The sequence below is a fragment of the Achromobacter animicus genome (genome assembly GCF_040775605.1).
In the GTDB taxonomy this organism is placed as follows: domain Bacteria; phylum Pseudomonadota; class Gammaproteobacteria; order Burkholderiales; family Burkholderiaceae_B; genus Achromobacter; species Achromobacter animicus.
On the sequence record NZ_JAYGJK010000001.1, the window covers coordinates 4861601 to 4885767 of the forward strand.

At 67.2% G+C, this 24167-nt stretch carries 25 protein-coding genes; 9 read left to right on the forward strand and 16 right to left on the reverse strand.

What is annotated here, in order from left to right:
* The first annotated feature begins 2 nt into the window (after window positions 1-2).
* The 3 genes from urtE (at window position 3) to AB3147_RS22270 (ending at window position 1950) form a co-directional block, all read left to right on the forward strand.
* The gene (gene urtE, locus AB3147_RS22260) at window positions 3-701 is read left to right on the forward strand and encodes an urea ABC transporter ATP-binding subunit UrtE (RefSeq protein WP_175137720.1); all 699 of its coding nucleotides are present in this window, start codon (window positions 3-5) and stop codon (window positions 699-701) included.
* A gap of 123 nt (window positions 702-824) precedes the next feature.
* The gene (arsC, locus tag AB3147_RS22265; RefSeq protein ID WP_175124473.1) at window positions 825-1253 is read left to right on the forward strand and encodes an arsenate reductase (glutaredoxin); all 429 of its coding nucleotides are present in this window, start codon (window positions 825-827) and stop codon (window positions 1251-1253) included.
* A 91-nt stretch (window positions 1254-1344) separates the two neighbouring features.
* Window positions 1345-1950, forward strand: coding sequence for a phosphatase PAP2 family protein (locus tag AB3147_RS22270; RefSeq protein ID WP_367352980.1), 606 nt, complete (start codon window positions 1345-1347; stop codon window positions 1948-1950).
* A 57-nt stretch (window positions 1951-2007) separates the two neighbouring features.
* Here AB3147_RS22270 and AB3147_RS22275 read toward each other — a convergent pair whose 3' ends face one another.
* The 3 genes from AB3147_RS22275 to AB3147_RS22285 all read right to left on the reverse strand — a co-directional run bounded on the left by AB3147_RS22275 (window position 2008) and on the right by AB3147_RS22285 (window position 4878).
* On the reverse strand, window positions 2008-2988 hold the full coding sequence (locus AB3147_RS22275; RefSeq protein WP_175124471.1) for a Bug family tripartite tricarboxylate transporter substrate binding protein: 981 nt from the start codon (window positions 2986-2988) through the stop codon (window positions 2008-2010).
* A gap of 154 nt (window positions 2989-3142) precedes the next feature.
* Entirely contained in the window at window positions 3143-4228 is a 1086-nt protein-coding gene (locus AB3147_RS22280; RefSeq protein ID WP_175137718.1) for a tartrate dehydrogenase, read from the reverse strand.
* An 83-nt stretch (window positions 4229-4311) separates the two neighbouring features.
* A complete protein-coding gene (locus AB3147_RS22285; protein WP_239212910.1) occupies window positions 4312-4878 on the reverse strand; it encodes a methylated-DNA--[protein]-cysteine S-methyltransferase in 567 nt (188 codons plus the stop codon).
* Window positions 4879-5024: 146 nt separating this feature from the next.
* On the opposite strand from AB3147_RS22285, the gene AB3147_RS22290 reads away from it, so the two are divergent.
* On the forward strand, window positions 5025-6470 hold the full coding sequence (locus AB3147_RS22290; RefSeq protein ID WP_367352981.1) for an AlkA N-terminal domain-containing protein: 1446 nt from the start codon (window positions 5025-5027) through the stop codon (window positions 6468-6470).
* Window positions 6471-6522: 52 nt separating this feature from the next.
* Here AB3147_RS22290 and AB3147_RS22295 read toward each other — a convergent pair whose 3' ends face one another.
* The 9 genes from AB3147_RS22295 to AB3147_RS22335 form a co-directional block, all read right to left on the reverse strand.
* Window positions 6523-7428 carry a LysR family transcriptional regulator gene (locus tag AB3147_RS22295; RefSeq protein ID WP_367352982.1) on the reverse strand — a complete coding sequence of 302 codons (906 nt, stop codon included), beginning with the start codon at window positions 7426-7428 and terminating at the stop codon, window positions 6523-6525.
* A gap of 18 nt (window positions 7429-7446) precedes the next feature.
* On the reverse strand, window positions 7447-7929 hold the full coding sequence (locus tag AB3147_RS22300; RefSeq protein ID WP_056571865.1) for a YajQ family cyclic di-GMP-binding protein: 483 nt from the start codon (window positions 7927-7929) through the stop codon (window positions 7447-7449).
* Between the two features lie 77 nt (window positions 7930-8006).
* Window positions 8007-8792, reverse strand: coding sequence for a heme ABC transporter ATP-binding protein (locus AB3147_RS22305; RefSeq protein WP_438860999.1), 786 nt, complete (start codon window positions 8790-8792; stop codon window positions 8007-8009).
* Window positions 8792-9754, reverse strand: coding sequence for a FecCD family ABC transporter permease (locus AB3147_RS22310; protein ID WP_414631294.1), 963 nt, complete (start codon window positions 9752-9754; stop codon window positions 8792-8794). Before AB3147_RS22310 ends, AB3147_RS22305 begins: the two co-directional genes overlap by 1 nt.
* Before the next feature lie 34 nt (window positions 9755-9788).
* Window positions 9789-10619, reverse strand: coding sequence for a heme/hemin ABC transporter substrate-binding protein (locus AB3147_RS22315; protein ID WP_367352984.1), 831 nt, complete (start codon window positions 10617-10619; stop codon window positions 9789-9791).
* Between the two features lie 21 nt (window positions 10620-10640).
* On the reverse strand, window positions 10641-11687 hold the full coding sequence (locus AB3147_RS22320; RefSeq protein WP_367352985.1) for a hemin-degrading factor: 1047 nt from the start codon (window positions 11685-11687) through the stop codon (window positions 10641-10643).
* 82 nt (window positions 11688-11769) lie between these two features.
* Window positions 11770-14394: a TonB-dependent hemoglobin/transferrin/lactoferrin family receptor gene (locus AB3147_RS22325; protein WP_438861000.1), complete on the reverse strand. Its 2625-nt coding sequence runs from the start codon at window positions 14392-14394 to the stop codon at window positions 11770-11772.
* A 160-nt stretch (window positions 14395-14554) separates the two neighbouring features.
* The gene (locus tag AB3147_RS22330) at window positions 14555-15547 is read right to left on the reverse strand and encodes a FecR domain-containing protein (RefSeq protein ID WP_438861001.1); all 993 of its coding nucleotides are present in this window, start codon (window positions 15545-15547) and stop codon (window positions 14555-14557) included.
* Window positions 15544-16053 (reverse strand): sigma-70 family RNA polymerase sigma factor, encoded by a 510-nt coding sequence (locus AB3147_RS22335; RefSeq protein ID WP_175124461.1) that lies wholly within the window; start codon window positions 16051-16053, stop codon window positions 15544-15546. The genes AB3147_RS22330 and AB3147_RS22335 overlap by 4 nt, the downstream gene beginning before the upstream one ends.
* A gap of 170 nt (window positions 16054-16223) precedes the next feature.
* Between AB3147_RS22335 and AB3147_RS22340 the strand changes: the two genes are divergently transcribed.
* The 4 genes from AB3147_RS22340 to AB3147_RS22355 all read left to right on the forward strand — a co-directional run bounded on the left by AB3147_RS22340 (window position 16224) and on the right by AB3147_RS22355 (window position 18964).
* Entirely contained in the window at window positions 16224-16691 is a 468-nt protein-coding gene (locus AB3147_RS22340; protein ID WP_218343067.1) for a CopD family protein, read from the forward strand.
* 145 nt (window positions 16692-16836) lie between these two features.
* Window positions 16837-17694: a hypothetical protein gene (locus AB3147_RS22345; RefSeq protein ID WP_175137708.1), complete on the forward strand. Its 858-nt coding sequence runs from the start codon at window positions 16837-16839 to the stop codon at window positions 17692-17694.
* 94 nt (window positions 17695-17788) lie between these two features.
* Window positions 17789-18478: a helix-turn-helix transcriptional regulator gene (locus AB3147_RS22350; protein WP_218343065.1), complete on the forward strand. Its 690-nt coding sequence runs from the start codon at window positions 17789-17791 to the stop codon at window positions 18476-18478.
* A gap of 69 nt (window positions 18479-18547) precedes the next feature.
* Window positions 18548-18964, forward strand: coding sequence for a VOC family protein (locus AB3147_RS22355; RefSeq protein WP_367352987.1), 417 nt, complete (start codon window positions 18548-18550; stop codon window positions 18962-18964).
* Between the two features lie 42 nt (window positions 18965-19006).
* Here AB3147_RS22355 and AB3147_RS22360 read toward each other — a convergent pair whose 3' ends face one another.
* Window positions 19007-20410 (reverse strand): amino acid permease, encoded by a 1404-nt coding sequence (locus AB3147_RS22360; protein ID WP_175186322.1) that lies wholly within the window; start codon window positions 20408-20410, stop codon window positions 19007-19009.
* 75 nt (window positions 20411-20485) lie between these two features.
* On the reverse strand, window positions 20486-21736 hold the full coding sequence (gene kynU / locus AB3147_RS22365) for a kynureninase (protein ID WP_218343063.1): 1251 nt from the start codon (window positions 21734-21736) through the stop codon (window positions 20486-20488).
* A gap of 137 nt (window positions 21737-21873) precedes the next feature.
* Here kynU and AB3147_RS22370 point away from each other — a divergent pair, with 137 nt between their 5' ends.
* On the forward strand, window positions 21874-22347 hold the full coding sequence (locus AB3147_RS22370) for an Lrp/AsnC family transcriptional regulator (protein WP_175124452.1): 474 nt from the start codon (window positions 21874-21876) through the stop codon (window positions 22345-22347).
* A 33-nt stretch (window positions 22348-22380) separates the two neighbouring features.
* On the opposite strand, the gene trhA is transcribed toward AB3147_RS22370, so the two are convergent.
* Together trhA and AB3147_RS22380 are read right to left on the reverse strand one after the other, a co-directional pair.
* Entirely contained in the window at window positions 22381-23010 is a 630-nt protein-coding gene (trhA, locus tag AB3147_RS22375; protein ID WP_367352988.1) for a PAQR family membrane homeostasis protein TrhA, read from the reverse strand.
* A 75-nt stretch (window positions 23011-23085) separates the two neighbouring features.
* Entirely contained in the window at window positions 23086-24129 is a 1044-nt protein-coding gene (locus AB3147_RS22380; RefSeq protein WP_438861031.1) for a P1 family peptidase, read from the reverse strand.
* Window positions 24130-24167 lie beyond the last annotated feature (38 nt).

Consider the following 24167-nt stretch of genomic DNA (forward strand, 5'->3'; position numbering starts at 1 on the left):
ACATGCTGGACGTAAGCACGATCGACCAATACTACGGCGGCAGCCATACCCTGCGCGGCGTGTCGCTGTCGGTGCGGCAAGGGGAATGCCTGGCGCTCCTGGGCCGCAATGGCGTGGGCAAGACGACGCTGCTCAAGTGCGTCATGGGCGTGCTGCCCGTGGCGCGCGGCGGCATCGCCTTCGACGGGGCCGACATCACGCGCCTGGCGCCGCACCAGCGCGCCGCGCGCGGCATGGCTTATGTGCCACAGGGCCGCGACATCTTCGCGCGGCTGACGGTCGAAGAAAACATCCTGATGGGCATGGCGACCAAACCCGCGGCCCGCGCCCGCCGCATCAAGGAGGAAGTCTTTGAACTGTTCCCGGTGCTGAAAAGCATGCTGGCGCGGCGCGGCGGCGATCTGTCTGGCGGGCAACAGCAGCAGTTGGCCATCGCGCGGGCGCTGGTGGCCGAGCCCAAGCTCATCATCCTGGACGAGCCCACCGAAGGCATCCAGCCGTCCATCATCAAGGACATCGCGCGGGTGATCCACATGCTGCGCCAGCGCGGCGACATCGCGATCCTGCTGTGCGAACAGTATTTTGATTTCGCGCGCGAACTGGCGGACCAGTTTGTCGTGCTGTCGCGCGGCGAGGTGGTGGCAAGCGGCGGGCGCGATGCCATCGACGGCGAGGACGTGCGGCGGCATCTGTCGGTGTGACGGCGGCGCGGCGCCGGACTGCGGCGCGGTGGATGGACTATGCTCCGGGTCTTGCCTTGCTCAATGGCATGGCGCAGTTGCATTGTGCAGATTCATCGCGCATCACCCGAAAGAGGAGCCCTCATGTCCGACGTCATCATCTACCACAACCCCAAGTGCGGCACCTCGCGCAACACGCTGGGCCTGATCCGCAACGCCGGCATCGAGCCGCAGGTCGTCCTGTACCTGGAAACGCCGCCCTCGCGCGACACGCTGAAAGCGCTGTTCAAGAAGGCCGGCGTCAGCGTGCGTGATGCCCTGCGCGAAAAGGGCACGCCCTACGCGGAACTGGGTCTGGACGACACGTCGCTGTCGGATGACGCGTTGCTGGACGCGATCGAGCAGCACCCGATCCTGCTGAACCGTCCCTTTGTGTCGACGCCGCTGGGCGCGAAGCTGTGCCGGCCGTGCGAACTGGTGCTGGACATTCTTCCGTCGCCGCAGAAGGGCGCTTTCTCGAAGGAGAGCGGCGAGCCGGTTGTCGATGCCCAGGGCAATCGCATCCAGAAGTAAAAGCGGCCGTATCGAAGCGCGTTGTAAGGGAACTGACGGGTACGGTCATTACCATCGCGGCAACCGATTTATTACGCCGCGATGACGTGTCATGGATTTCCTGGAAAGCTTCAACCAGTCCCTTTTTCTTCTGATCAACGCCGACCCCGCCACGCCCGCGTGGCGGATCCATGCGGCCATGCTGGTGGCGAACAAGCTCATCCTGCTGGTGCCGGGCGTCATGGCCGCCGTGTGGCTGTGGGGCAAGGAAGCCCAGCGCAGCCTGATGCTCAAGGCGCTGGCCAGCGTCGCCGTGGCGTTGGCCGCCAGTTATTTATGCGGCATGCTGTGGCCGCATCCGCGGCCCTTCGTGATCGGCCTGGGGCACGCCTTCTTCACGCACAAGGCGACCTCGTCGTTTCCCAGCAATCACACGATCATCATCGCGGCCTTCGCCTTTGCGCTGATCCTGGATCGCCGCTGGGCGGGATGGGGCTGGCTGGCATTGGCGGGCGCGTTGCTCGTGGGGACATCGCGCGTGTACCTGGGCGTGCATTTCCCGCTGGATATCCTGGGCGGGTTGCTGCTGGCGCCCATGGCCGCGGCGGTCACGATTCCCGTGTGGCGCCGCGCGGGCGCGCCAGTGACGGCGGCGGTACAGGGGCTGTATCGCAAGGTGCTGGCCCTGCCGATTTCGCGTGGATGGATTCGGGCATGACGGGGGTCAGGGCGGCCGGCGCGGCAGCGGCCGCAATGGCCGCTCCCGCCCTGCCCCTCAATTCACTGCAACTTTCGCTTCCTTGACCAGCTTCGCATAGTTCGCGGTGTCCGCGCCGATGCGCGCCTTCATTTCCGCGGGCGTGTCGCCGATCGGCACCGCGCCGATTTCCGCCATGCGGCGCGTGAAATCGGGTGATCGGATGATCTTCACCATCTCGGCATTCAGCCGGTCCACCACCTCCTTGGGCGCGGCGGCCGGCGCCAGCACGCCGAACCACGTGCCCATGTTGAAGGGCTTCAGACCGGCCTCCTCCATCGTTGGCACATCCGGCAGCGCCGCGGAGCGCTGGTTGGTGGTGACCGCCAGCGCACGCAGCTTGCCGCTCTGAATGTGCGCCAGCACCGGCGTGATCGTGTCGAACGACATGTCGATCTGACCGCCCAACAGATCGGTCGTCAGCGGACCACTGCCCTTGTACGGCACATGCAGCAACTGCACATGGCCCGCGCGCTCGAACTGCGCGCCGATCAGGTGCTGGCCCGTTCCCATGCCGTTGGAACCGTAGGTCAGCTTGCCGGGCGACGCCTGCGCCAGTTTCAATAGCGACGCCACGTCCTTGGCGGGCAGCTTGGGATTGACGACCAGCACGTTGGGCACCAGCGCCACCGTGGTGACCGGCGCGAAGTCCTTCTGGAAGTCGTAATGCAGGCTTTTGTAGACACTGGTGGCGATGGTGTGATGCACCGCGCCCATCAGCAACGTGTAGCCGTCCGGCGCCGCCTTGGCGACATAGTCCGCGCCCAGCGTCGAACCCGCGCCCGGCTTGTTCTCGACCACCACCGGCTGGCCGAGGCTCTTGGCCAGCTCCTGCCCCAACGCGCGCGCCAGCACGTCCGTCGTGCCGCCCGCCGGGAACGGCACGATCAGGCTCACGGGACGCGCCGGGTAGGACTGCGCCTGCGCGCCGCCCGCGAATGCAACGCCGATCAGGCAGGCGAACGCCAGGGCGCGCGCGGTCATCGCTTTCTTATGCATGATTTGTCTCCTGACTACGAATGAACTTCGCTTGTTGTTGTGTTGCCGGGCGCAGGGGTCGGATCTGATGTCCTCTTACCTGACCGGATGTCCTGAAGCCGTAAGACAGATTCAGGTGTCTGACACCGGAATCGGTCCTACATCCGGAAGCCGTCTACGCTGCCTTGGCTTGCGCCGATTCCGCCAGCTTTGCGCAGACCGCCTTGGTCACCTGCTCGGTCGTGGCGCGGCCGCCCAGGTCGCCGGTGTGCAGCGCGGGATCGGCCGTGACGCTTTCAATGGCCTGCATCAGCCGCGCCGCCGCATCTGTCTCGCCCAGGTGTTCCAGCAGCATGACCACCGACCAGAACGTCCCGACCGGATTGGCGAGTCCCTTGCCCATGATGTCGAAGGCCGAGCCGTGGATGGGTTCGAACATGGACGGGTAGCGGCGTTCGGGGTCGATATTGCCGGTGGGCGCGATGCCCAGGCTGCCGGCCAGGGCGGCCGCCAGGTCGCTCAGGATGTCGGCGTGCAGGTTGGTGGCGACGATGGTGTCCAGCGTCGCGGGCCGGTTGACCATACGGGCGGTGGCGGCGTCGACCAGCTCCTTGTCCCAGGTCACGTCGGGAAATTCGCGGCTGACCTGCACGGCGATCTCGTCCCACATCACCATGGCATGGCGCTGGGCGTTGGACTTGGTGACAACGGTCAGCAGCTTGCGCGGCCGCGATTGCGCCAGCTTGAACGCAAAGCGCAGGATGCGCTCGACGCCGGCGCGCGTCATGATCGACACGTCGGTCGCGGCTTCGATGGGATGGCCTTGATGCACGCGGCCCCCAACGCCCGAGTACTCGCCTTCGGAGTTCTCGCGCACGATCACCCAGTTCAGCTGTTCGGGCGTGCAGCGCTTGAGCGGGGCGTCGATGCCCGGCAGGATGCGCGTCGGGCGTACGTTGGCATATTGGTCGAAGCCCTGGCAGATCTTCAGGCGCAGGCCCCACAAGGTGATGTGGTCGGCGATGTCGGGGTCGCCGGCCGAGCCGAACAGGATCGCGTCCTTGTCCCGCAGCGCATCCAGCCCGTCGGCGGGCATCATGACGCCATGCTTGCGGTAGTAGTCGCCGCCCCAGTCGAAGTCTTCAAATTCGAACCGCAGACCGCCCTGGGCCGCGAGTTCCTGCATGACGCGCTGGCCGGCGGGAATCACTTCCTTGCCGATGCCGTCGCCGGGGATGGTTGCAATGCGATAGGTCTTCATGGTGCCAGCGCTCCGTGCGGATGAGTCTGCTGGCACTGTACCGAGCGCGGCGCGTGGTGAACGCGCCGAAATTCACAACATTTTCAACTTGAAGTTGAAAGTGCCGCCTCGGTACGGCGCTGCGGCTGCGCGCTGCGCCAGGCGGCCTCGTGCGCCAGCAGCCAGCGCTTGCGGTGCAGGCCGCCGCCGTAGCCCGTCAGCGCGGCGTTGGCGCCGATCACGCGATGGCAAGGAATGACGATGCCCACGGGATTGGCGCCGTTGGCCAGCCCGACCGCGCGCACGGCCGTGGGACGGGCGATTCGGGTCGCCAGCGTGCCGTAGCTGATGGTGCTGCCGCCTTCGATGCCGCGCAGCGCGTGCCAGACCTGCTGCTGGAAGCGCGTGCCGCCGAAGGCGACCGGGAGATCCGTGATGGCGTCCACGTCGCCATCGAAATACGCTTGCAGCGCGCGGCTTGCCTGCGAAGGCTGCGCGGCGTCCTGCAGTTGCACCGCGCCCCGGCCGTACTGGCGCTGTAACAGCAGGTGCATGCGGGATTCGTAGTCTTCCCAGTCCACGGCGCGCAGGTGGGCTTGGGCATCGGTCAGCACGAGCATCCGGCCAATGGGGGTGGGAACCCGTTCCAGCAGAAAGGTGTGTACCGGCATGATGTCGCTCCGGATAGGTGTGCAAGCCGCCAATATAGACCCGCCGCCGGACCGGGCGCTGGCGGTTTTCGGACAGCAGTGTGACATTCACAACCCTGTCCGAAATCCGCTAGATCTTGCCCGCCCGGCGGCGTTAGCATCGCTTCATGAACCTGAACCACGAAGCCTGCTACAGCGCCATCCAGGTGCGCGACGCCCGTTACGACGGCCGCTTCTTCACGGCCGTCAAGACCACGCGCATCTATTGCCGTCCGGTCTGTCCGGCGCGCACGCCGCTGTCGAAAAACGTCACGTTCTTTTCGACGGCCGCGGCCGCGCAGGAAGCCGGGTTTCACCCTTGCCTGCGCTGCCGCCCGGAAACGGCGCCCGAAGTCGGCCCCGGCCACGAGTTGCCGCCCACCGTGTCGCGCGCATTGCAGCGTATCGAGCTGGGCGCGCTGGACGAGGCCGGCGTCGACGCGCTGGCGCAGCGCCTGGGCGTGGGCGAACGGCAGTTGCGGCGCCAGTTCCGCCAGCACCTGGGCGCCTCGCCCGTCGCATTCGCGCAGACGCGCCGCGTGCTGCTGGCCAAGCAGCTCATCCATGAAACGCAGTTGCCCATGGCCGAGATCGCCTTCGCGTCGGGATTCGGCAGCATCCGCCGTTTCAACGAGGTGTTCCTCGACCTGTTCGGCCGGGCCCCCGGCGAACTGCGGCGTTCAGGCAAGCCGGAGGTCCCGGCGGGCCAGGATGGGGAAATCAAGCTGCTGCTGCGCTACCGTCCGCCCTACGACTGGGACGCCATGCTGGCGTTCCTGCGGCTGCGCGCCATTCCCGGCGTCGAGTCCGTAACCGGCGACACCTATGCGCGCACCGTCAGCCTGGATGGTGCGCAAGGCACGGTCACGGTGCGGCCGGGCGCGGGCGATGCGCTGCAGGTGGCGGTGCGCTTTCCTCATCTGCCGTCGCTGCCGGCCATCATCGCGCGCCTGCGCCGCGTGTTCGATCTGGCCAGCGACCCGGCGGCAATCGCTGCGCAGTTTGCCGCCGATCCGGTCATGACGGCGCTGATGCAGGCGCGGCCGGGGCTGCGCGTGCCGGGCGCGTGGGACGGTTTTGAACTGGCCATGCGGGCAGTGCTGGGACAACAGATCACGGTGGCCGCCGCCATCCGGCTGGCGGGCAAGATGGTGGCGGCGCATGGCCAGCCGCTAGCGCAGCCGGACGGCGCGCTGACGCACGTGTTTCCCGAGCCGGACGTGGTGGCTGCCGCCGAACTGGCCTCGCTGGGCATGCCGCGCAGCCGGGCGGCGACGCTGTCCGCGGTGGCCGCGGCAGCGGTCGCGGACCCGCATCTCTTTGACGCCGCCGTCGACCTGGAAGACGCCGTGCGGCGGTTGCGCACGATACGCGGCGTGGGGGAATGGACGGCGCAATACATCGCGCTGCGGCAATTGCGTGAGCCGGATGCGTTTCCGCATGCGGATATCGGCTTGATACGCGCGCTGGAAAAGCTGGAATCGCGGGCCTACACACCCGCGCAACTGCTGGCGCGGTCCGAGGCCTGGCGGCCGTGGCGCGCCTACGCGGCGCAGCACCTGTGGACAGCGTGATCGATGTTGAAGGAATCACGCGCAACGGGATCTCGCACAAAGGAACAGCGCTTCACCACCGCCCCTCCGACCCTTCGCCGAAATACGCCACCAGAAAATCCACAAACACCCGCACCTTGGCGGACAGGTGGTGCCTTTCCGGAAAAACCGCGTAGATGTCCGCCTGCGGCAGCGCATAGTCCTCTAGCACCTGCACCAGCCGGCCGCTGCGCAGGTAGCGCGCCAGGTCCCATTCCGCGCGTTGCAAGATGCCCAGGCCGGCCAGGCCCCAGGTCAGCGTGACCTCGCCATCGTTGCTGCTGAGATTGCCGCGCACCTTCACGGTTTCGCTGCGCCGGCCTTTCGTGAAACGCCACAGCCCGTAGGCAGCGTCGTTCTGGCGCAGCACGATGCACTGGTGCCGCGCCAGATCATGCGGCGTGGCCGGCGTGCCGTGTTTTTTCAGGTAACCGGGCGACGCGCACACGAGGCGCCGGTTGGGCGCGATCTTGCGCGCGATGAGACTCGTGTCGGGCAGATCGCCAAAGCGCACCGCAACGTCAAAGGCCTCGCGCACGAAGTCGGCGGGCCGGTCGGTCAGCTGCAATTGCAGCGAGACTTCGGGATACTGCTGCGCGAATTCCGCGATGGCCGGCGCGATATAGCTGCGCCCGAAACCCAGCGGCGCATTGACCTTGAGCAGGCCGCGCGGGGCGGACTGACGGCTGGCGATGAGCGCGTCCAGGTCGTCGATCTCGCCCAGGATGCGGCGGGCGTTTTCCAGATACACCTCGCCCTCTGCGGTAAGACTGAGGCGCCGCGTGCTGCGGTTGAAGAGCCGCACGCCCAGCCGCGCCTCGATCTGCGCCAGCCGCTTGCTGACTGCGGCAGGGGTGACATCAAGCTCGCGCGCCGCGGCCGACATGCCGCCCGCGCGCGCAAGCTCAACGACAAGGAGCAGTTCGCTGGAATGCCCCATCGGTGCGGCCCGCGCGGCTTAGTCGCGGAAGTTCTCGAACTGCAGCGGCAGCTCGACGTCGGTCTTTTTCAGCAATGCAATGGCGGTCTGCAGGTCGTCGCGCTTCTTGCCCGAGATGCGCAGCTTGTCGCCATTGATCTGCGATTCGACCTTGAGCTTGGCGTTCTTGATGGCGGCGATGAGCTTCTTGGCGACGGGCTGTTCGATGCCCTGTTTGATGGTGACCTTCTGGCGGGCGCCGCCCAGGTTTTCGAGCGGGTCGGCCACGTCCAGGCAGCGCACGTCGATGCCGCGGGCAGACAGGCGGCCGCGCAGGATGTCCAGCATCTGCTTGAGCTGGAACGCGCTGGAAGCGACCTGGGTCACGACATAGCCCTCGAGTTCGAACTTGGCTTCGGTGCCCTTGAAGTCGAAGCGCGTGGACAGTTCGCGGTTGGCTTGGTCGACGGCGTTGGTCAGTTCGTGTTTGTCGACTTCGGAGACGACGTCAAAAGTAGGCATGACACGGGGTCCTGTGAAAATTGGCGGGAAAGTGCAATGCCCGCCATTTTACCGGCCCCGCGTCCGGCGTCACGCCGTCATGTCGTGACCACCAGCAGGCGCTCGGGCTGCAAGGGATGCGGCATGACGTGGGCGTCGATACCGTAGGCCAGGAACAGGTTCTTCGGCGTCAGCACCTCGGCCGGCGTGCCCGACGCGATGGCCCGGCCGCCGCACAGCAGGAGCAAGCGGTCGCACCAGCGCGCCGCCAGGTTCATGTCGTGCAGGATCACCAGTACGCCGGTATCGCCGTCATGGGCCAGGCCCGCCGCGACGCGCAAGAGGTCGCGCTGGTGCTTGGGGTCCAGACTGGCGGTGGGCTCGTCCAGCAGCAGATAGCGCGGCTCACCCTGCGCCCGGGCCGCCTTGCACTGCACCAGCACCCGCGCGAACTGCACCCGCTGCTGCTCGCCCCCGGACAGCTCGGGATAGCGGCGCGCATTCAGATGCGACACGTCGGCCCAGCCCAGCGCCTGATCCACCAGCGTGTCCACCTGCGCGGGCGACAGTTCCGGAAATGGGTACGCCCCCATCGCCACCACGTCACGCACGTCCAGGTCGAAACTCAACCCGGGCTTTTGCGGCAGCACGGCGCGCAGGCGGGCCTGTTGGCGATGCGCCAATTGCTGCACGTCGGCATCGCCCAGGCGGACCGAGCCGGCTTCCGGCGCCAATTCGGCGGACATCGCGCCCAGCAGCGTCGACTTGCCCGCGCCGTTCGCGCCCAAAAGGCCGACCACTTCGCCGGGCCGCACCGCCAACGACACCTTGTCCAGAATGCGGTTGCCGCTCCGCGTCAATACGAGATCGTCGGCTGCAAGCATCAACCGTGCCTCCGGCCGCGCGCCAGCAGCCACAAGAAAAAGGGTCCGCCCACCAGACTGGTCACCAGCCCGATCGGCAGCTCGGCCGGCACGACGGCGACACGCGACAGCCAGTCGGCCAGCGTCAGCGCCAGCGCCCCGCCCAGCACGCAGGCCGGCAGCAGCCAGCGGTGATTCGCGCCCAGCGTCATGCGCACCAGATGCGGCACCACCAGGCCGACAAAGCCGATGCCGCCCGTCGCGGCAACCAGCGGCCCAACGATCAGCGCGCACGCCAGCACCAGTTGCGCGCGCACGCGCTTGAGCGCGTAACCCAGGTGCTGCGCTTCGCGCTCGCCCAACAGCAAGGCATTCATGACGCGCCACTGGCGCATCAGCCACCAGGACATCAGCAGCACCCACGGGCCAAGGAACGCCAGCAACGTCCACTTGGCGCCGGCCAGGCTGCCCATGGTCCAGAACGTGAGGTCGCGCAACTGCGCGTCATTGGCCACGAACGTGAACAGGCCGATCATGGCGCCCGCCACCGCGTTGATGGCGATGCCCGCCAGCAGCAGTCCCGCCATGCCGGGCACGCGCCGGCCCAGCGCGTATGCGCAGAAGGTGGCAAGCAGGCTGCCGGCGAACGCGGCCGGCGCCAGCACCCAGAAGCCGCCCGAGGTCAGCACGATGGCGGCCACCGCGCCCAGCGAGCCGCCCGCCGAAATGCCGATAAGGCCGGGCTCGGCCAACGGATTGCGAAACAGCGCCTGCATCGCCGCACCGGATATGGCCAGCGCGGCGCCCGCCACCATCGCGAACAACACCCGGGGCAGCCGGATGTCGATCAGGACGTTGCGCCACAGCGCATCGCCCGGCGCGGGGTCGCCAAACAGCAGCGTGGGCATGTCGCGCAACGGAATCTGGACCGCGCCGCTGCTGCTGGCGGCCAGCGCCACCAGCGCCAGCACGGCGCCCAGCACTGCCAGCGCCAGCGGCGCGGAGACGCGCTTTGCGCTAGCGCCCCATGACACCGGCCGCCTCCCGCTTGAGTTCGGTCAGCGCCAACGGCAGGCGCGGGCCCATGCCCAAGAGGAGCAGGTCGTCCATGACGATGACGCGCTTGTGCGCGGCGGCGGGCGTGGAAGCTAGGCCCGGCAGCGCCAGCAGCTTGTCCACGCCGCCGGAAGCTTCCAGCGAAGTGCGCGTCACCACGATGACGTCGGGCGCCAGCGCGCTGACCGCTTCGGCCGAGAGCGGCTTGTAGCCCTGCTGGTCCTTGAGCACATTGGCCAACCCCGCCATCGTCATGACTTCGTTGGCCGCCGTGCCGCCGCCCGCGCCTTGCAGCGTGCCGGTGCGGTTCATCACCAGGATGGCGCGCGCGCCAGTGACCGGAATCGCCTCGACCGCCTTCAGGTCGCGGGTGATCTCGGTCACCAGCGCTTCACCCGCCGGGGCCACGTCCAGCGCCTCGGCGATGTTGCGGATGCGCGCTTTCAGCGAATCCACCGACGGGGCGTCCGGCACGGTGACGATGCGCACGCCGACGTCGCCCAGGCGCTTGAGCGCGTCGGGCGGACCGGCCTGCTCGGACGCAAGCACCAGATCCGGCTTGAGCGCCAGCACGCCTTCCACCGGCACCGCTCGGTAATAGCCGACGCGCGGCAGCTTGGTCGCGGCCTCCGGGTACAGGCTGGAGAGATCGTCTCCCACCAGCTTGCCGCCCTGCCCGAGCTGATACACGATCTCGGTCACGGTGCCGCCCAAGGTCACCACCCGTTCGGGCGGCGCCGCCTGCGCGCCTGCCGCCAACAACCAGGCCGCCACTGCCAACCATTTCTTCATCGCTCTCGTTTCCTTATGCGCTCAAGCGGCCAGCGGCGCGCTGCACAGGCTGACCATCAGGTCGCGCCATTGCGGGATTTCCCGCTGACCGGGTTTGCGTTCACCGAAGAACTGCACGATCAGGTCGCCCGTGCTGGCGTACACCTCCAGCGAGGTGACCCAGCCGTCGGTCGTCGGCTTGTTGACCACCCAGGCCGACGCGATGGCCGTGGTGTCCAGGTGCAGGTTGAACCTGGGATCCAGCACGTTGAACCACGGGCCCGTGCGGCGCAGCGACTGCACCGGACCGGAGTGGATCTGGATCATGCCGCGGTTGCCCACGAAGCACATGATGCGCAGGCTCGATTCGGCCGCCGATTGCAGCATGCGCTCCACGGCGTCGGCAGGCACCGGCTGCGCCAGGTCTTCGCCGGCCGCCGTCAGGGCCGCCAGGCGCGACACCTTGAACTTGCGCAGCAGCGGGAAGAATTCGTGCGTGTCCTTCATGCCCAGCCACGCTTCGCGCCACGCGGAAGCGTCTTCGACCTGCTCGGCGTCGGCGGACGGCGCGTAGGCCTGGGCCACGGGCCATTGCGACTCGCCCGCGAACCGCGCGACCAGCGCGTCCCATGCGGCGGCATCCGTGCCGTCGGTGCGGTAGACCTTGTGCACGGCCACGCCCGCGCCGTCGAAGAATTGCAGGCTCTGGCGTCCATCCTGCTCGACCGCCCAGGCCGACTTCCATGCAGTGAAGAACACGCGCAGGTCGATGTCCGGTCCCAGCACCAGACCTACCGGACCGTCGGCCTGGATGTCCTCATACACGCCATGGCGCTCGTGCACACACCAGTCGTTGCGCGTCAGCGCCATCACTTCGCCCAGCGTGCCCAGTTCGCGGAATATCTCTTGCGGCGCGCCATGCAGCGCCGTCGCCTTCACGCCGCCACAGCCGGCGGCCACCCACTCGGCCTCGGACACGCCCAACGCTTGGGCCAGATTGCGGGCGCGCAGCCCGGGTTGCGACGCCGCCAGCGCCTCATTGCGGGCACGCAGTTCTTCAGCGCGGGTCGAGAAATCATTATTCGTCATCGTAGGCCCTCCGGCCGGTGCAAAAAAACACTGCAGAAAACCGCCGCCGGTCCGGTCGGCGCCGAATGGCGGCGGACCGAACTCAATATTGATAAGTCAGTGAGACGCGCACGCTGCGTCCCGGTTCCGTGTACCAATCCACCGCACGCGGGATCGCGGTGGCGCCCGCGGTCGGCACGTTGATGGCCTCCCAGTACTTCTTGTCGAACAGGTTGAACACGCCCGCCTGCACCTGCAAGCCCTTCACCGCGGCCGGACGCCAGTAGCCCATCAGGTCCACCACGCCATAGCCCGGCGCCTTGAAGTCGGGATTGGGCGCGTCGGGCGACGCATCGGGATACTCGACCTTGTTGCGCTGCATGGCTGTGGTGAGCATGGCGTCCACGCCCCACACGTCGCGGCCATACCCGACGCCCAGTATCGCCTTGAGCGGCGCGACGGAGTTCAGGTACTGCCCCGTGCCCTCGTCCTTGCCCACCGCCCAAGCCAGCGAGCCCCACGTGCGCCAACCCGGCGCAAACTTCCAGTGCGCGCTGGCCTCGGCGCCGTAGATGCGGACCTTGGCGCGGTTGACGTTGCCGGTCACGCCCAGCGGATACTGCCCCGCCCAACCCGGCTGCCACTGCGGCGAATTGGGATTCAGCGGCACATCGCCATCGATAAAGTTCTGATAACGATTATCAAAGAACGATACCGCACCACCGAGGTCGTCGGTACCGAGCTTGGCGCCCAGTTCCCAGCCCTTGCTGGTTTCGGGTTTCAGGTACGGGTTGCCCACGCGCAGATAGGTGCCGGGGCCGCCGTAGTTGGTGTAGAGCTGCGTGGCGCTGGGCGCCTTGAAGCCGTAGGCGTATTGCGCATAGAGGCTGAGCTGCTCGGCCGCCCGCCACGTGCCCAGCAGCTTGGGCGAGAAGCGGCTGCCGCTGTTGCTGGGCGGCAGCGCGGCCGCGTTGGGGTTGCTTTCATAGCCGGCGGTGGACTGCGGCCGTTGCTCGTAGTGGTCGTAGCGCAAGGCCGGCGCCAGCGTGTATTTGCCATCTGCAAAGCTGAACTCGTCCTGCACCCACAGCGCCCATTGATTGCCCTTGGACTGCGGCACGTCGGCCTGGTTGGTGTGCAGCATGTCGCACGCGCGCGGGCCGAACGGCGCGGGCGTGCCGGGTCGGATCACCGGGCAGTTGTCGTAGCCGCTGGAATTCTGCTCGGTCTTGTTGCCGTACCACTCGCCGCCGAACGACCACAGCTGGGACACCGACGCGCCCGCGATGCGCTTGGTGAACTCCGTGCTGGCGCCAAAGAGCGTCTGCTGGATCGAATTGCTGCGGCCGTAGGGACCGTTGGGAAAGCCGTAACGGAATGGGTCGCCCGGAATGATGCGGGCGCGCGCGTCCACGCCGCGGATGCCGTCCAGCGAGTTGTCCAGGCGAACGCGCTGCCAGTACACCACCGCGTTGGCCGTGTCGATCAGGCCGCCCGAATCCGGCGCCGTGTACGTGTAGTCGAACGACACGCGCTCGCGCTCGGTTTCCTTGCGGGTGCTGTTTTCGCCGATGAGGTAGCTGGTGCCGGGGCCCTGCTCCCACTTGTTGTCGATGTCGGCATTGCGCTTGAAGTATTCGCCCGTCAGGCCGAACAGATGCGCGCCGTCGACGCGCTGTTGCAGCTTCATGAGGAAGCTGCGCTGGTCGTAGTCTTCGGGGCTGGGCTTGCTGCGGCTGGCGCCGTAGCCGCCGACGTCGCCGCGGTTGTCCAGTTCGTGGCCGTTTCGCACGCCGGCCTGCACCAGCCAGAACGTATTGCTGTGGATCTGGCCGGCCAGCGCCGCGTTGGCGCCCCAGCTGTTGTCGGCGGAGTCGTAATCGGTCTTGGCCAGCGCGCCAAAGGTCTTGCCGCCGCCCAGCAGATCCGCCGGATTCAGGGTGTGCAGGTCGGCAATGCCCGAAATCGCGCCCGAGCCGCCGCCGGTGGCGTCCGCCCCGCGCACGATGTCCAGGCGCGACAGGCTGTTGAAATCCACCGCTTCCAGGCCGCCCTTCACGCCGCGCGCGCCGTCGTCCAGCCACGGCAGGCGGATGCCGTCCACGCGCGTCAGCACACGGTCCTGGTCCAGGCCCCGGATGTTGATGCTGTTGGTCGTGCGATTGAAATTCACGCCCGGTTCGGCGCGCCGGCTCAGGTCGGTCCAGTTGCGGATCTGCAGATCGTCCAGGCGGCGGCGATCGGTGCTGGTTTCCCAGGCCGGCGTGACGACGGCCGCTTCGCCGTCGATCTGCACCGGCGCAAGCTGCGTCACGCTGCCCTGCGGCAACGCCTGCAGCACGAAGACGCCCGCGCTGCGTTCCTGCACGCCCAGCCCGCTGCCCGCCAGAAGACGCGCGAACCCTTCATGCACGGAGTACGCCCCCTGCAGTCCGGCGGTGCGGCGCTGGCCCACCAGCGCCGCATCGAACAGCACCGTCACGCCGGCGCTGTCCGCAAAACGCGGCAGCGCGTCCGCCAGCGATCCCGCCGGGATGCTGTAGCCGCGCGCCCCGGCCTGCGTCACCGCGGCGCCTTGCGCCTGCGCGGCGGAGGCCGGCAGCATCGCGGCGGATGCAGCGGTCAGAGCCAGCGCCGCATGCACGGCAGCGGTAAGACGGGTCAGCCGGCATTGCGCGCCTTGGGCTGCTCGGGAGCCGCTTGCGCGGCCGGCGGGGTAGTAAGCCATGGTCGTCCTTTGGATCCAACAGGTATCGGCATCCGTGTGCCTATACAGACCATGACCCGCGTGAAATCAAAACCGGACAGCATTTTCAAAAATATTTTCAGCGCGCCGGAAAAAGGCGGGGCAACGCCGTGAACGTGATCCGCCATGCCGACCCCGCGCCTCACGCCGAGGTGTCGCGAGGCACGATCGTTACCCAATACGGCGTGCGGTAGCGCACCTGCACGGGCAAGGTGGCGGGCAGCGCCGCCAGCACCGCGTCCGTGTCGTGCAACTGGAAGGCGCCGGAGATGCGCAGGTGCGCGATCTCCGGCGCGCAGCGCAGGATGCCCTGCCGGTAGCGGCCAAGCTCGGCCGCGAAGGTGTCCAGCCGCAGTGCGCTGGCGTACAGCACGCCGCGCAGCCAGTCGCTGGCATGCGGATCGGCGGGCGTCGCTGGGCCGGCGCCATCCGGCGACAGGCTGCTCTGCTCACCGGCCGCCACGTCCACGTAGCGCCCCGGCTGCCCGGCGCTGCTGACGCGCACGCGTCCTTCCTGCACGCTGAGCTGACAACGCCCGCTCTCTTCGCGCACACAGAAGCGCGAGGCCTGCGCCTCGATATCGCCCAGCCGCGTGCGCACGATGAAGGGACGCGGATGACTGGCGGGGTCCGCCACCGCATGGACGGCGATCTCGCCGGCGCGCAGGCGCAAGAGGCGCGTCGCGTCGTCGAACAACACGTCGACGGCGCTGGAGGTATTCAGGTGCAGCGTCGAGCCGTCGGCCAGGATCACGTCGCGCCGCTCGCCGGCGGCGCTCCGGTAGTCGGCGCTCCAGTCCAGGGGATCGGCCCGCCACGCAGCCCAGCCGACCGGCGCGGCCACAGTCAGGGCAACCAGCGTCTTGAGCGCGGCGCGGCGGCTCTTGAGGTCCGGTCGATTCAGCGTTGCCATGCCCAGCGCCGACGGAATGAGGCCGAAGCGCGCATTCACGCGCTGCGCCCGCTGCCAGGCATGTTCGTGCTCGGCCTTGCTGGCGCGCCATTGGTCGCAGGCATGGACGTCCGCGTCGGTAGCCCGGCCTGAGCTGAGCCGCATCAGCCACCGCGCAGCCTCGCGTGCGACGTTGCGCTCGACGGCGGGCAGCTCGGCTGCCGGTTCCGCTGGCGCGCTCACATCACCGCCATGATGCATTGCTCGTATCCCTTGGTGATGTAGCGGTGCACGGTGCGCAGCGACACGTTGAGCTTGTCTGCGATTTCGCCATGGCTCAGGCCTTCCAGTTGCGCCATCAGGAACGCCTGGCGGGCGGGCAGCGACAGGCCGGCCAGCATTTCTTCAATCTCCTGCAGCGTCTCCAGGATGATGAAGCGCTGTTCGGGGGAAGGAGCAAGCGCCTCGGGCATCAACGCCAACGCTTCCATGTAGGCCTGCTCGACCGATCGGCGGCGATGGTGGTTCAGCAGCAGGCGCTTGGCGATGGTGGTCAGGTACGCGCGCGGCTCGCGCAGCGCGTCCAGTTCGTGCCGGTGCCGCAGCACGCGCACGAAGGTGTCCTGCGCAAGATCGGCGGCATCGAAGCTGTTGCCCAGCTTGGCGCGCAGCCAGCCGTGCAGCCATCCGTGATGGGTGCGGTACAGCATGTTGACGGCGTCGCCCGAGGCGAGCACGGAATTCGGCACGGACGGCTCCCTGACTCACTAACTACAAAATTCATAACTACAAATAACAATCGTTCTCATTCTAAATGCAAAACCATGATCTTGGTCAAGTCCGCGCGTCGGGTTTGCGGAGATATCATCCGTACGACGTCCGCCGCCTCCCGCGGCGGCGATTTCCACAGGCTGATCCCATGCTCTACGCCGTCCTGCAGTTTCTCCACGTCATGGCCGTGATCCTCTGGGTGGGCGGCATGCTGTTCGCCCACTGTTTTCTGCGGCCGGCGGCCGCGAAACTGGATCCGCCCGTGCGGTTGCCGCTCTTGGCCTCGGTGCTGGGCCCCTTTCTCAATGCCGTGCTGGCGGCCATCGTGCTGATTCTCGTGACCGGCGCCTGGATGATCGGCTCGTCGGCCAGCCAGGCCGCGCAGACGGGCGGCTCGTTCTTCATGCCCCGCAACTGGACGCTGATGGCCAGCGGCGGCATCGTCATGATGGCGATCTTCGGCCACATCCGGTTTGCGCTGTTCAAGCGCCTGGCCGCTGCCGTGGCGGCGTCCGACTGGCCCAGGGGCGGCCAGGCGATGGCCGGCATCCGGCGCTGGGTCGGTGTGAACCTGCTGCTCGGCATCGCCATCGTGGCGGTCATGTTCCTGGGCTAGCGAATGACTGGCGGCCGCCAGGACCAATCGGATAAACGCCGGTTGGTATCGGAAATCTTGGCCTTGGTGCAATACGGCGTACATCCGCGCTGGCCACACTGCGGATGACTCTCGCGGGTCACGTCCACGACAACAGGGAAATCCCATGATCAAACGTGCATTGCATCTGGCCATATTCGGCCTGTTCGCCACCGCCGGCGCCGCCCAGGCTGCCGCTATCGACAACAGCGCCATCGGCCAGCCCGAGTTCCGCGCGCACAAGGCTACCTACGGCGTGGTCTACCGCTTGCCGGCTGAGGTGAACGCCGTGCTCGACGCCAAAGTCACCGGCGTCCTCAAGGAAGATCTGATCAAACTCGGCCTGAAGACCGAAGCCGACACGCCCAACCTGCCGCACGTCACCGTTGTCCACATCCACAACGCCGATCCGCAGACGCCCGCGCGCATGCTGAAAGCGTTGCCCAAGCCGCCGGCGCCGCTGCGCGTCACGCTCAAGACCTTCTATCCGACCGAGGCCGCCAAGGGCGCGGGACATCCGTGGTGGCTGGACCTGGGTGTGGTCAAGAGCGGCCAGGGCTTCGAGGACATGATGCGCTACAACACCGTGGCCACCGCCGCCCTCGCCCCGCTGCGCGACGGCCCGCTGCCGCGCGTGACCGGCCCGGTCTACGCCAAGATGGGCGATGCCGGCAAGGAACTGGTCAAGACGCTGGGCGTGAGCGGCGTGAACGTCATGCAGGACGGCAAGGAAGTGCGCGCGCACAACCCGCACACCACGCTGGTCTACAGCATGACGCCGTACGACGCGCGGCTGCAGGACGCCATGAAGGCGGAATCCGACAAGTTCAACGCCGTGCTGCCCGATGGGATTGAGACGACCTTCAAGGACGTGTCCATTGTTGAGATCGGCTTTGCAGGCAATGTCGTGCGCGAAATCTACCGCGTCAGCCTGGAAGACGGGTCGGTGCTGGACGTGGCGTCGGGCAAGCCGGTCGCCAAGTAGGAGCGAGGATCCGGGGCTGAAATCGCGGGCCGGACTATCGCCGCCTGCTGCCAATCCATGGCAGTATTGCGCCGTCTGCCCTTCCCCCTCCCTCATGTCCCGCACCGAACGCCTCCTGGAGCTGCTCCAGACCCTGCGCCGCCACCGCCTGCCCGTCAGCGGCCATCGGCTTGCGGCCGAGATGGGCATCAGCCTTCGCACGCTGTATCGCGACATCGCCACGCTGCAATGCCAGGGCGCGGAAATCGAGGGAGAACCGGGCGTGGGCTATGTGCTGCGGCCCGGCTTCATGCTGCCGCCGTTGATGTTCAGCACCGAAGAAATCGAGGCGCTGGTGCTCGGCACGCGCTGGGTGGCCCGCCGCTCGGACGAACGCCTGGGGCTGGCCGCGCGCAATGCGCTGGCCAAGATCGGCGCGGTGCTGCCGCAGGAACTGCGCGACGAGCTTGACGCCATTCCGCTGCTGGTTGCGCCCAGCGCCGTAGCCGTCACGGACCGTGTCGACGTGGCGCTGATCCGCCAGGCCATCCGCGGCGAACAGAAACTGGAAATCACCTACCGCGATGACAAGGGAGCCGATTCCAGCCGGATCATCTGGCCGTTCGCGCTGGGCTTTTTCGACAGCGTGCGGCTGGTGATGGCCTGGTGTGAATTGCGGGGCGACTTCCGGCATTTCCGCACCGACCGCATCGCCACGCTGGCCATCGGCGCCAGGTACCCCAAACGTCGGCACATCCTGCTCAAGGCGTGGCGCGCGCTGGATCACGAGGCGCGCAAGGACTGATGTTCACTACTGCCAAAAACTGACAGTACCCCTGCCTATCATGAGCGCATCCAACCCCCGGAGCGCATCATGTCAGACACCAATTTCGTCATTCTGTATGTGGAAAAGCCGCAGGCCAGCGCCGCGTTCTACAACGCGCTGCTGCAGCGCCCGCCCATCGAGTCGTCGCCCACGTTTGCGCTGTTTGCGCTGGACTCGGGGCTGATGCTGGGCTTGTGGTCGCGCTACACGGTGGCGCCGGCAGCCGCCGGACGCGGCGGAGCGTCCGAACTGGCGTTCACGGTGGCCGATGCCGATGCGGTCAACCAGCGGCATGTGGACTGGAGCCTGCGCGGCCTGCCCATCCTGCAGGCGCCCACCGACATGGATTTCGGCCGCACCTTTGTGGCGCTCGACCCCGACGGCCATCGACTGCGCGTGTTCGCCCCGGCCCCCGCGCCGGTGCCAGCCGCGCCCCGCACCGAGCGCGCCGTCGCGGCCGTCTGATGACAAACGGCCGCGCCAAAAAGCGCGGCCGCTGACGACCCATCACGCACGCTGCCGCGTATTCATGGCGACCGCTTCGCCGCGCTTCTTGAACAGCAGGTAGTACGCCGCGGCGAGCAGCACCAGGAACGGCACGCCAAACACCAGCGTCAGCTTGAAGACGCTGGTGAAGTACGTGGTCACCAGAATCGCCAGCATCGCCCCCGCGCCCAACAGCGTCAGCACCGGAAAACCCGGCATGCGGAAAGACAGCTTTGCGCCGCCTTCGCGGACCCAGCGGCGGCGGAAGAAATAGTGCGTGACGAAGATCATCATCCAGGTAAAGAGCGCGCCGAACATCGAGATGGCCATCATCAGCGTGAAGGCCGTCTCGGGGTACAGCACGTTCAGCACCGTGGCGATGGCGATGCCGCTGGTCGACAGCAACAGCGCGTTCAGCGGCGTGCCGTTGCTGGACAGCCGGCCCAACGCCGACGGCGCATGGCCCGCGCGCGACAGGCTGAACATCATGCGCGTGGTGATGTAGAGCTGGCTGTTCATGGCCGACAGCGCGGCCACCAGCACAATGAAGTTGATGACACCCGCCGCGCCCGGAATATCAAGCACCTCCATCACCTGCACGAAGGGGCTGCCGCCCTTGCCGGCATCATCCCACGGCACGATGGCCAGGATGAGCGCCAGTGTCAGCAGGTAGAACACGACAAGCCGGACGATGGTGGCGCGAAACGCCTGCTTGACCGCGCGTTCCGGATCCTCGGCTTCACCGGCTGCCACGGCGATCATCTCGACGCTCAGGTAACTGAAGATCGAGATCACGACCGCGATCCACATGCCCCACACGCCGTTCGGAAAGAACCCGCCATGCGCGGTGTAGTTCGCGGTGCCATACTGCGGATTGCCCCAGACCACGTAGGCGCCCAGGATGATAAAGCCGATGATGGCGCTGATCTTGATGGTCGAGAACCAGTATTCGATCGTGCCGAAGGCCTTGACGCTCAGGGCGTTGATGAGGATGAGCGCCGCGGAAAAAATGCACACCCATAACCATCCGGGCACGCCGGGAAACCAGAAAGCCATGTATTTGGCCACCGCCGTGACTTCCGTGCCCACGGCCAGCACCACGCAGGACCAATACGCATAGCGCACCAGAAAGCCCGCGAGCGGGCCGATGTAGTGTTCGGCATAGGCGCCGAACGAGCCGGACGTGGAATGCGCGACCGTCATTTCGGCCAGGCAGGCCATGAGCAGCAGCGTGATCACGCCGCCGATGGCATAGCTGATGAGCACGCTGGGCCCGGCAAAGCCGATGGCGAATTTACTGCCCAGGAACAGGCCCGTGCCGATGGCTCCGCCGATGGCGATCATGCTCATCTGGCCGGACGTCAGCCGGCGCTTGAGCCCCTGTTCGCGTTCGGCAATCTGGCCGAACCCTTTCTGTTGTTGCATTGTCTCCTCCTGTACTGCGCATTTTTGTGTGATGTACGGCCCGCGAGGCCGGCGCGACGAGGCCCGATACCGGAATCAGGTCACGGCGGAACGCTGCTTGAACTCGGGCTTGTTCCACGCGCGGGTATCCAGCACGTCCTTCAGGATGTCGACCGCGTCCCAGACGTCGGCGTAGCCGAAATACAGCGGCGTCAGGCCGAAACGCAGGACCTCGGGTTCACGGTAATCACCGATCACGCCGCGCGCGATCAGGGCCTGCATGACCTCGAAGCCGTTGGGATGGCGGAAGCTGACGTGGCTGCCGCGGTCGGCGTGCGTGCGCGGCGTCACCAGCGTCAGCGGATGACCGGCGCAACGCGATTCCACCAGCTGGATGAACAGGTCGCTCAGCGCCAGCGACTTCTTGCGCACTTCGTCCATGCCGGCGGCATGCGCGACATCGAGACCGCATTCGACCATCGACAGCGACACGATGGGCTGCGTGCCGCACAGGTAGCGGCGGATGCCGCCCGCGGGCTCGTAGGCCACGGCCATGTCGAACGGGCGGCTGTGGCCCCACCACCCGGACAGCGGCTGCCAGAAATCCTTGGTGTGACGCGGGGCCACCCAGATGAACGCGGGCGAACCGGGACCGCCGTTCAGATACTTGTAGGTGCAGCCCACGGCGAAGTCGGCATTGGCGCCATTCAGGTCGACGGGCACCGCGCCCGCGGCGTGCGCCAGATCCCAGATGGCCAGCGCGCCGTGTTCGTGCGCCTGCGCCGTGACCGCGGCCATGTCGTGCATCTGGCCGCTGCGGTAATTGACGTGGGACAGCAGCATGACGGCAACGGAGTCGTCCAGCGCCTTGTCCAGCGGCAGGTCGTCGTCGATCAGGCGCATTTCGTAGCCCTGCTGCAGCAGGTCGATCATGCCCTGGATCATGTAGAGGTCGGTGGGGAAGTTGTCGCGCTCGGACAGGATGACGCGGCGCGCGGGGTGCTTGTGCTGCTGGATCCGCAGCGCGGCGGCCAGCGCCTTGAAGATGTTGAGCGACGTGGTGTCGGTGACGACCAGCTCGCCCTCGCGCGCGCCCAGCAGGCGGCCCAGCTTGTCGCCCAGGCGCGCAGGCAGATCGAACCAGCCCGCGGTGTTCCAGCTGCGGATCAGGCCCGTGCCCCATTCTTCGGTAATGACCTGCGCGGCGCGGGCCGCGGCGGTCTTGGGCAGCACGCCCAGCGAATTGCCGTCCAGGTAGAGCACGCCGGGCGGCAGGTCGAATTGTTCTTTCACGTGGGCCAGGGGATCCTGGCGGTCGGCGTTGACGCAGGCTTCACGAGTGTTCATGTTCCATTCCTTCAGCAGATTTCCGGATACATGCTATCAGCGCAGTCAGTCCGAAAAATTGCAAATCCCGTCGTGACTTACCCGCGTTTTCCGCATTAAATTGCATTCACCATCATTTTTTCGAACTGGATTGCGCCATGCAGATTGACGTCATAGACCAGCGCATTCTGGCCCGCCTGCAGGAAGACGGCCACCTCAGCAATCAGGACCTGGCGGAACAGGTGGCGCTGTCGCCCTCCGCCTGCCTGCGCCGTGTGCGCGCGCTGGAAGAAGCCGGGCTCATCCGCGGCTACCGTGCGCTGCTGGACGCCGAGAAGCTGGGCTTCGAGCTGGAGGCCATCGTGCATGTGTCGCTGGACCAGTCGCGCGCGGGATGGCACGAGGAGTTTCTGGCGGGCATCGCGCTGCACGACGAGATCACCGAGGCGGCCATCGTCACTGGCGCGTCCAACTACATCCTCACCGTGCGTACGCGCAACCTGTCGGCATTTTCGAATTTTGTCGAGGACAAGCTCAGCAAGATCCCGGGCGTGCGCGATCTCTGTTCGCATATCGTCATGCGCAAAGTGAAAGACCGCGAAGGCATGCTGCCGCTGGCGGCCTGGCGCTGAGGTGACCTCGCCGTCGGCGTGAAGCAAGGCGCGCTAGGTTGGCGCGTGCTCCAGAAAGCCGAAGACCGTAACGAAATGGCAGGCCGTGCCGCCCATGACGAACAGATGCCAGATGCCGTGCGCATGGCGCCAGCGTTTGTCGTTGGCATAGAACAGCGTCCCGATCGTGTAGATGGCGGCGCCCGCCAACAGCCACGTCAGCCCCGCCGTCGACAGCGCGCCGGCGATCGGCGCGGCAAAGGCCACACCCAGCCATCCCATCAGCAAATAGAGCGGCAAGGCCGGCGGCGCATTGCGCGCCCACCAGAGTTCGCGGCTGATACCCACGAAGGCCAGCAGCCAGATCGCCACCCCCATCGCGGCGCCCCACCGATGATCCACGGGGCCGTACGCCAGCGGCGTGTACGTACCGGCTATGAGCAGATAGATCGCGCAGTGGTCCGCCTTGGCCCACATCGCCTTGCGGCGCCCTTGCGTGCAGTGGAACAGCGAAGACGATGCATACACCGCGATCATCGACGCCGCGAACACCGCGCAACTGACGATCTGCCGCGTGTCCACGCGCAGCTCGGCCGCGCGGGTGATCAAGGCGCCGGAAGCCAGCACCGCCAGCGCCAGCCCGGCCAGATGCGTCACGCCATTGAGTCGTTCACCTTCCTGCATGTGCGCCCCCGCCCCGGCGTCGTGCCGGCGCTTGTCATCATGGCGGGCTTGTGTGACAGGCGCGGGTCAGCGGCATCACCCCACGAAATCCACCGCGGCCGGATAGCCGTCAATGGCGCGCGCGGACAGGATCGCGCGCTGCACCGCGATCGCCATGACCTCGGCAGCCATGACACCCAGCAGCATCACGTTGGCGGATTTGCCCGACGCGCCCGTGCCCAGCGCGAAGATCGTGTCGCCGTCGAGCATCGTGTGGATGGGGTTGATCGTGCGCGCCAGGCCGTCGTGCGCCATGCCGGCGATCTTCTGGGCTTCGGCCTTGGTGATCCGCGCATCCGTGGCCACGGCGCCGATGGTGGTGGCCGCGCCCGCGCGCATCGACTTGGGCAGGTCGCCCGCCAGGATGGCCGCGCGCGTGTCGAACAGCATCTTGCCGTCTTCGGTGCGCGCGCCGGCCAGGATGCGCCCGGTGGCCGGATCCAGCACATCGCCCACGGCATTGACCGCAACGATGGCGCCCACCGTCACGCCCGCCACCGTCAGCGACGCGCTGCCGATGCCGCCCTTCATGGCGCGCTTGGGGCCATACAGTTTGCCCACCGTCGCCCCCGCGCCCGCGCCCACGTTGCCTTCCTGCGGCGCGTCGGCGGTCGCCGACCGGCAGGCCTGGTAACCGGCGGCGGCATCGGGCCGCACCGACGCGTCGCCCACGCCCAGGTCGAACAGCACCGCGCTTGGAACGATGGGCACGAAGGCCACGCCCACGTCAAACCCGATCTTCTTTTCTTCCAGATAGCGCATCACGCCCGACGCCGCGTCCAGGCCGAACGCGCTGCCGCCCGTCAACACCACCGCGTGCACCTTGTCGACCATGTTGATCGGGTTGAGCAGGTCGGTCTCGCGCGTGCCCGGCGCCGCGCCGCGCACGTCCACGCCGCCCGTCGCGCCGGCCTCGGCAATGATGACCGTGCAACCGGTGGGCCGGCGCGTCTCGGTGTAATGCCCCACCCGCAAGCCCGCCACATCGGTGATGCTGCCGCCGCCCGGCATGGGCGCCGCGCCGCCAGCGGCCTGCGTGGGCATTGCCCCCGCCGCGGCAGCGCCCGCTGCCGCCACCATGAACGCACGCCTGTTCCATTGCTGTTCCACACCCGTCT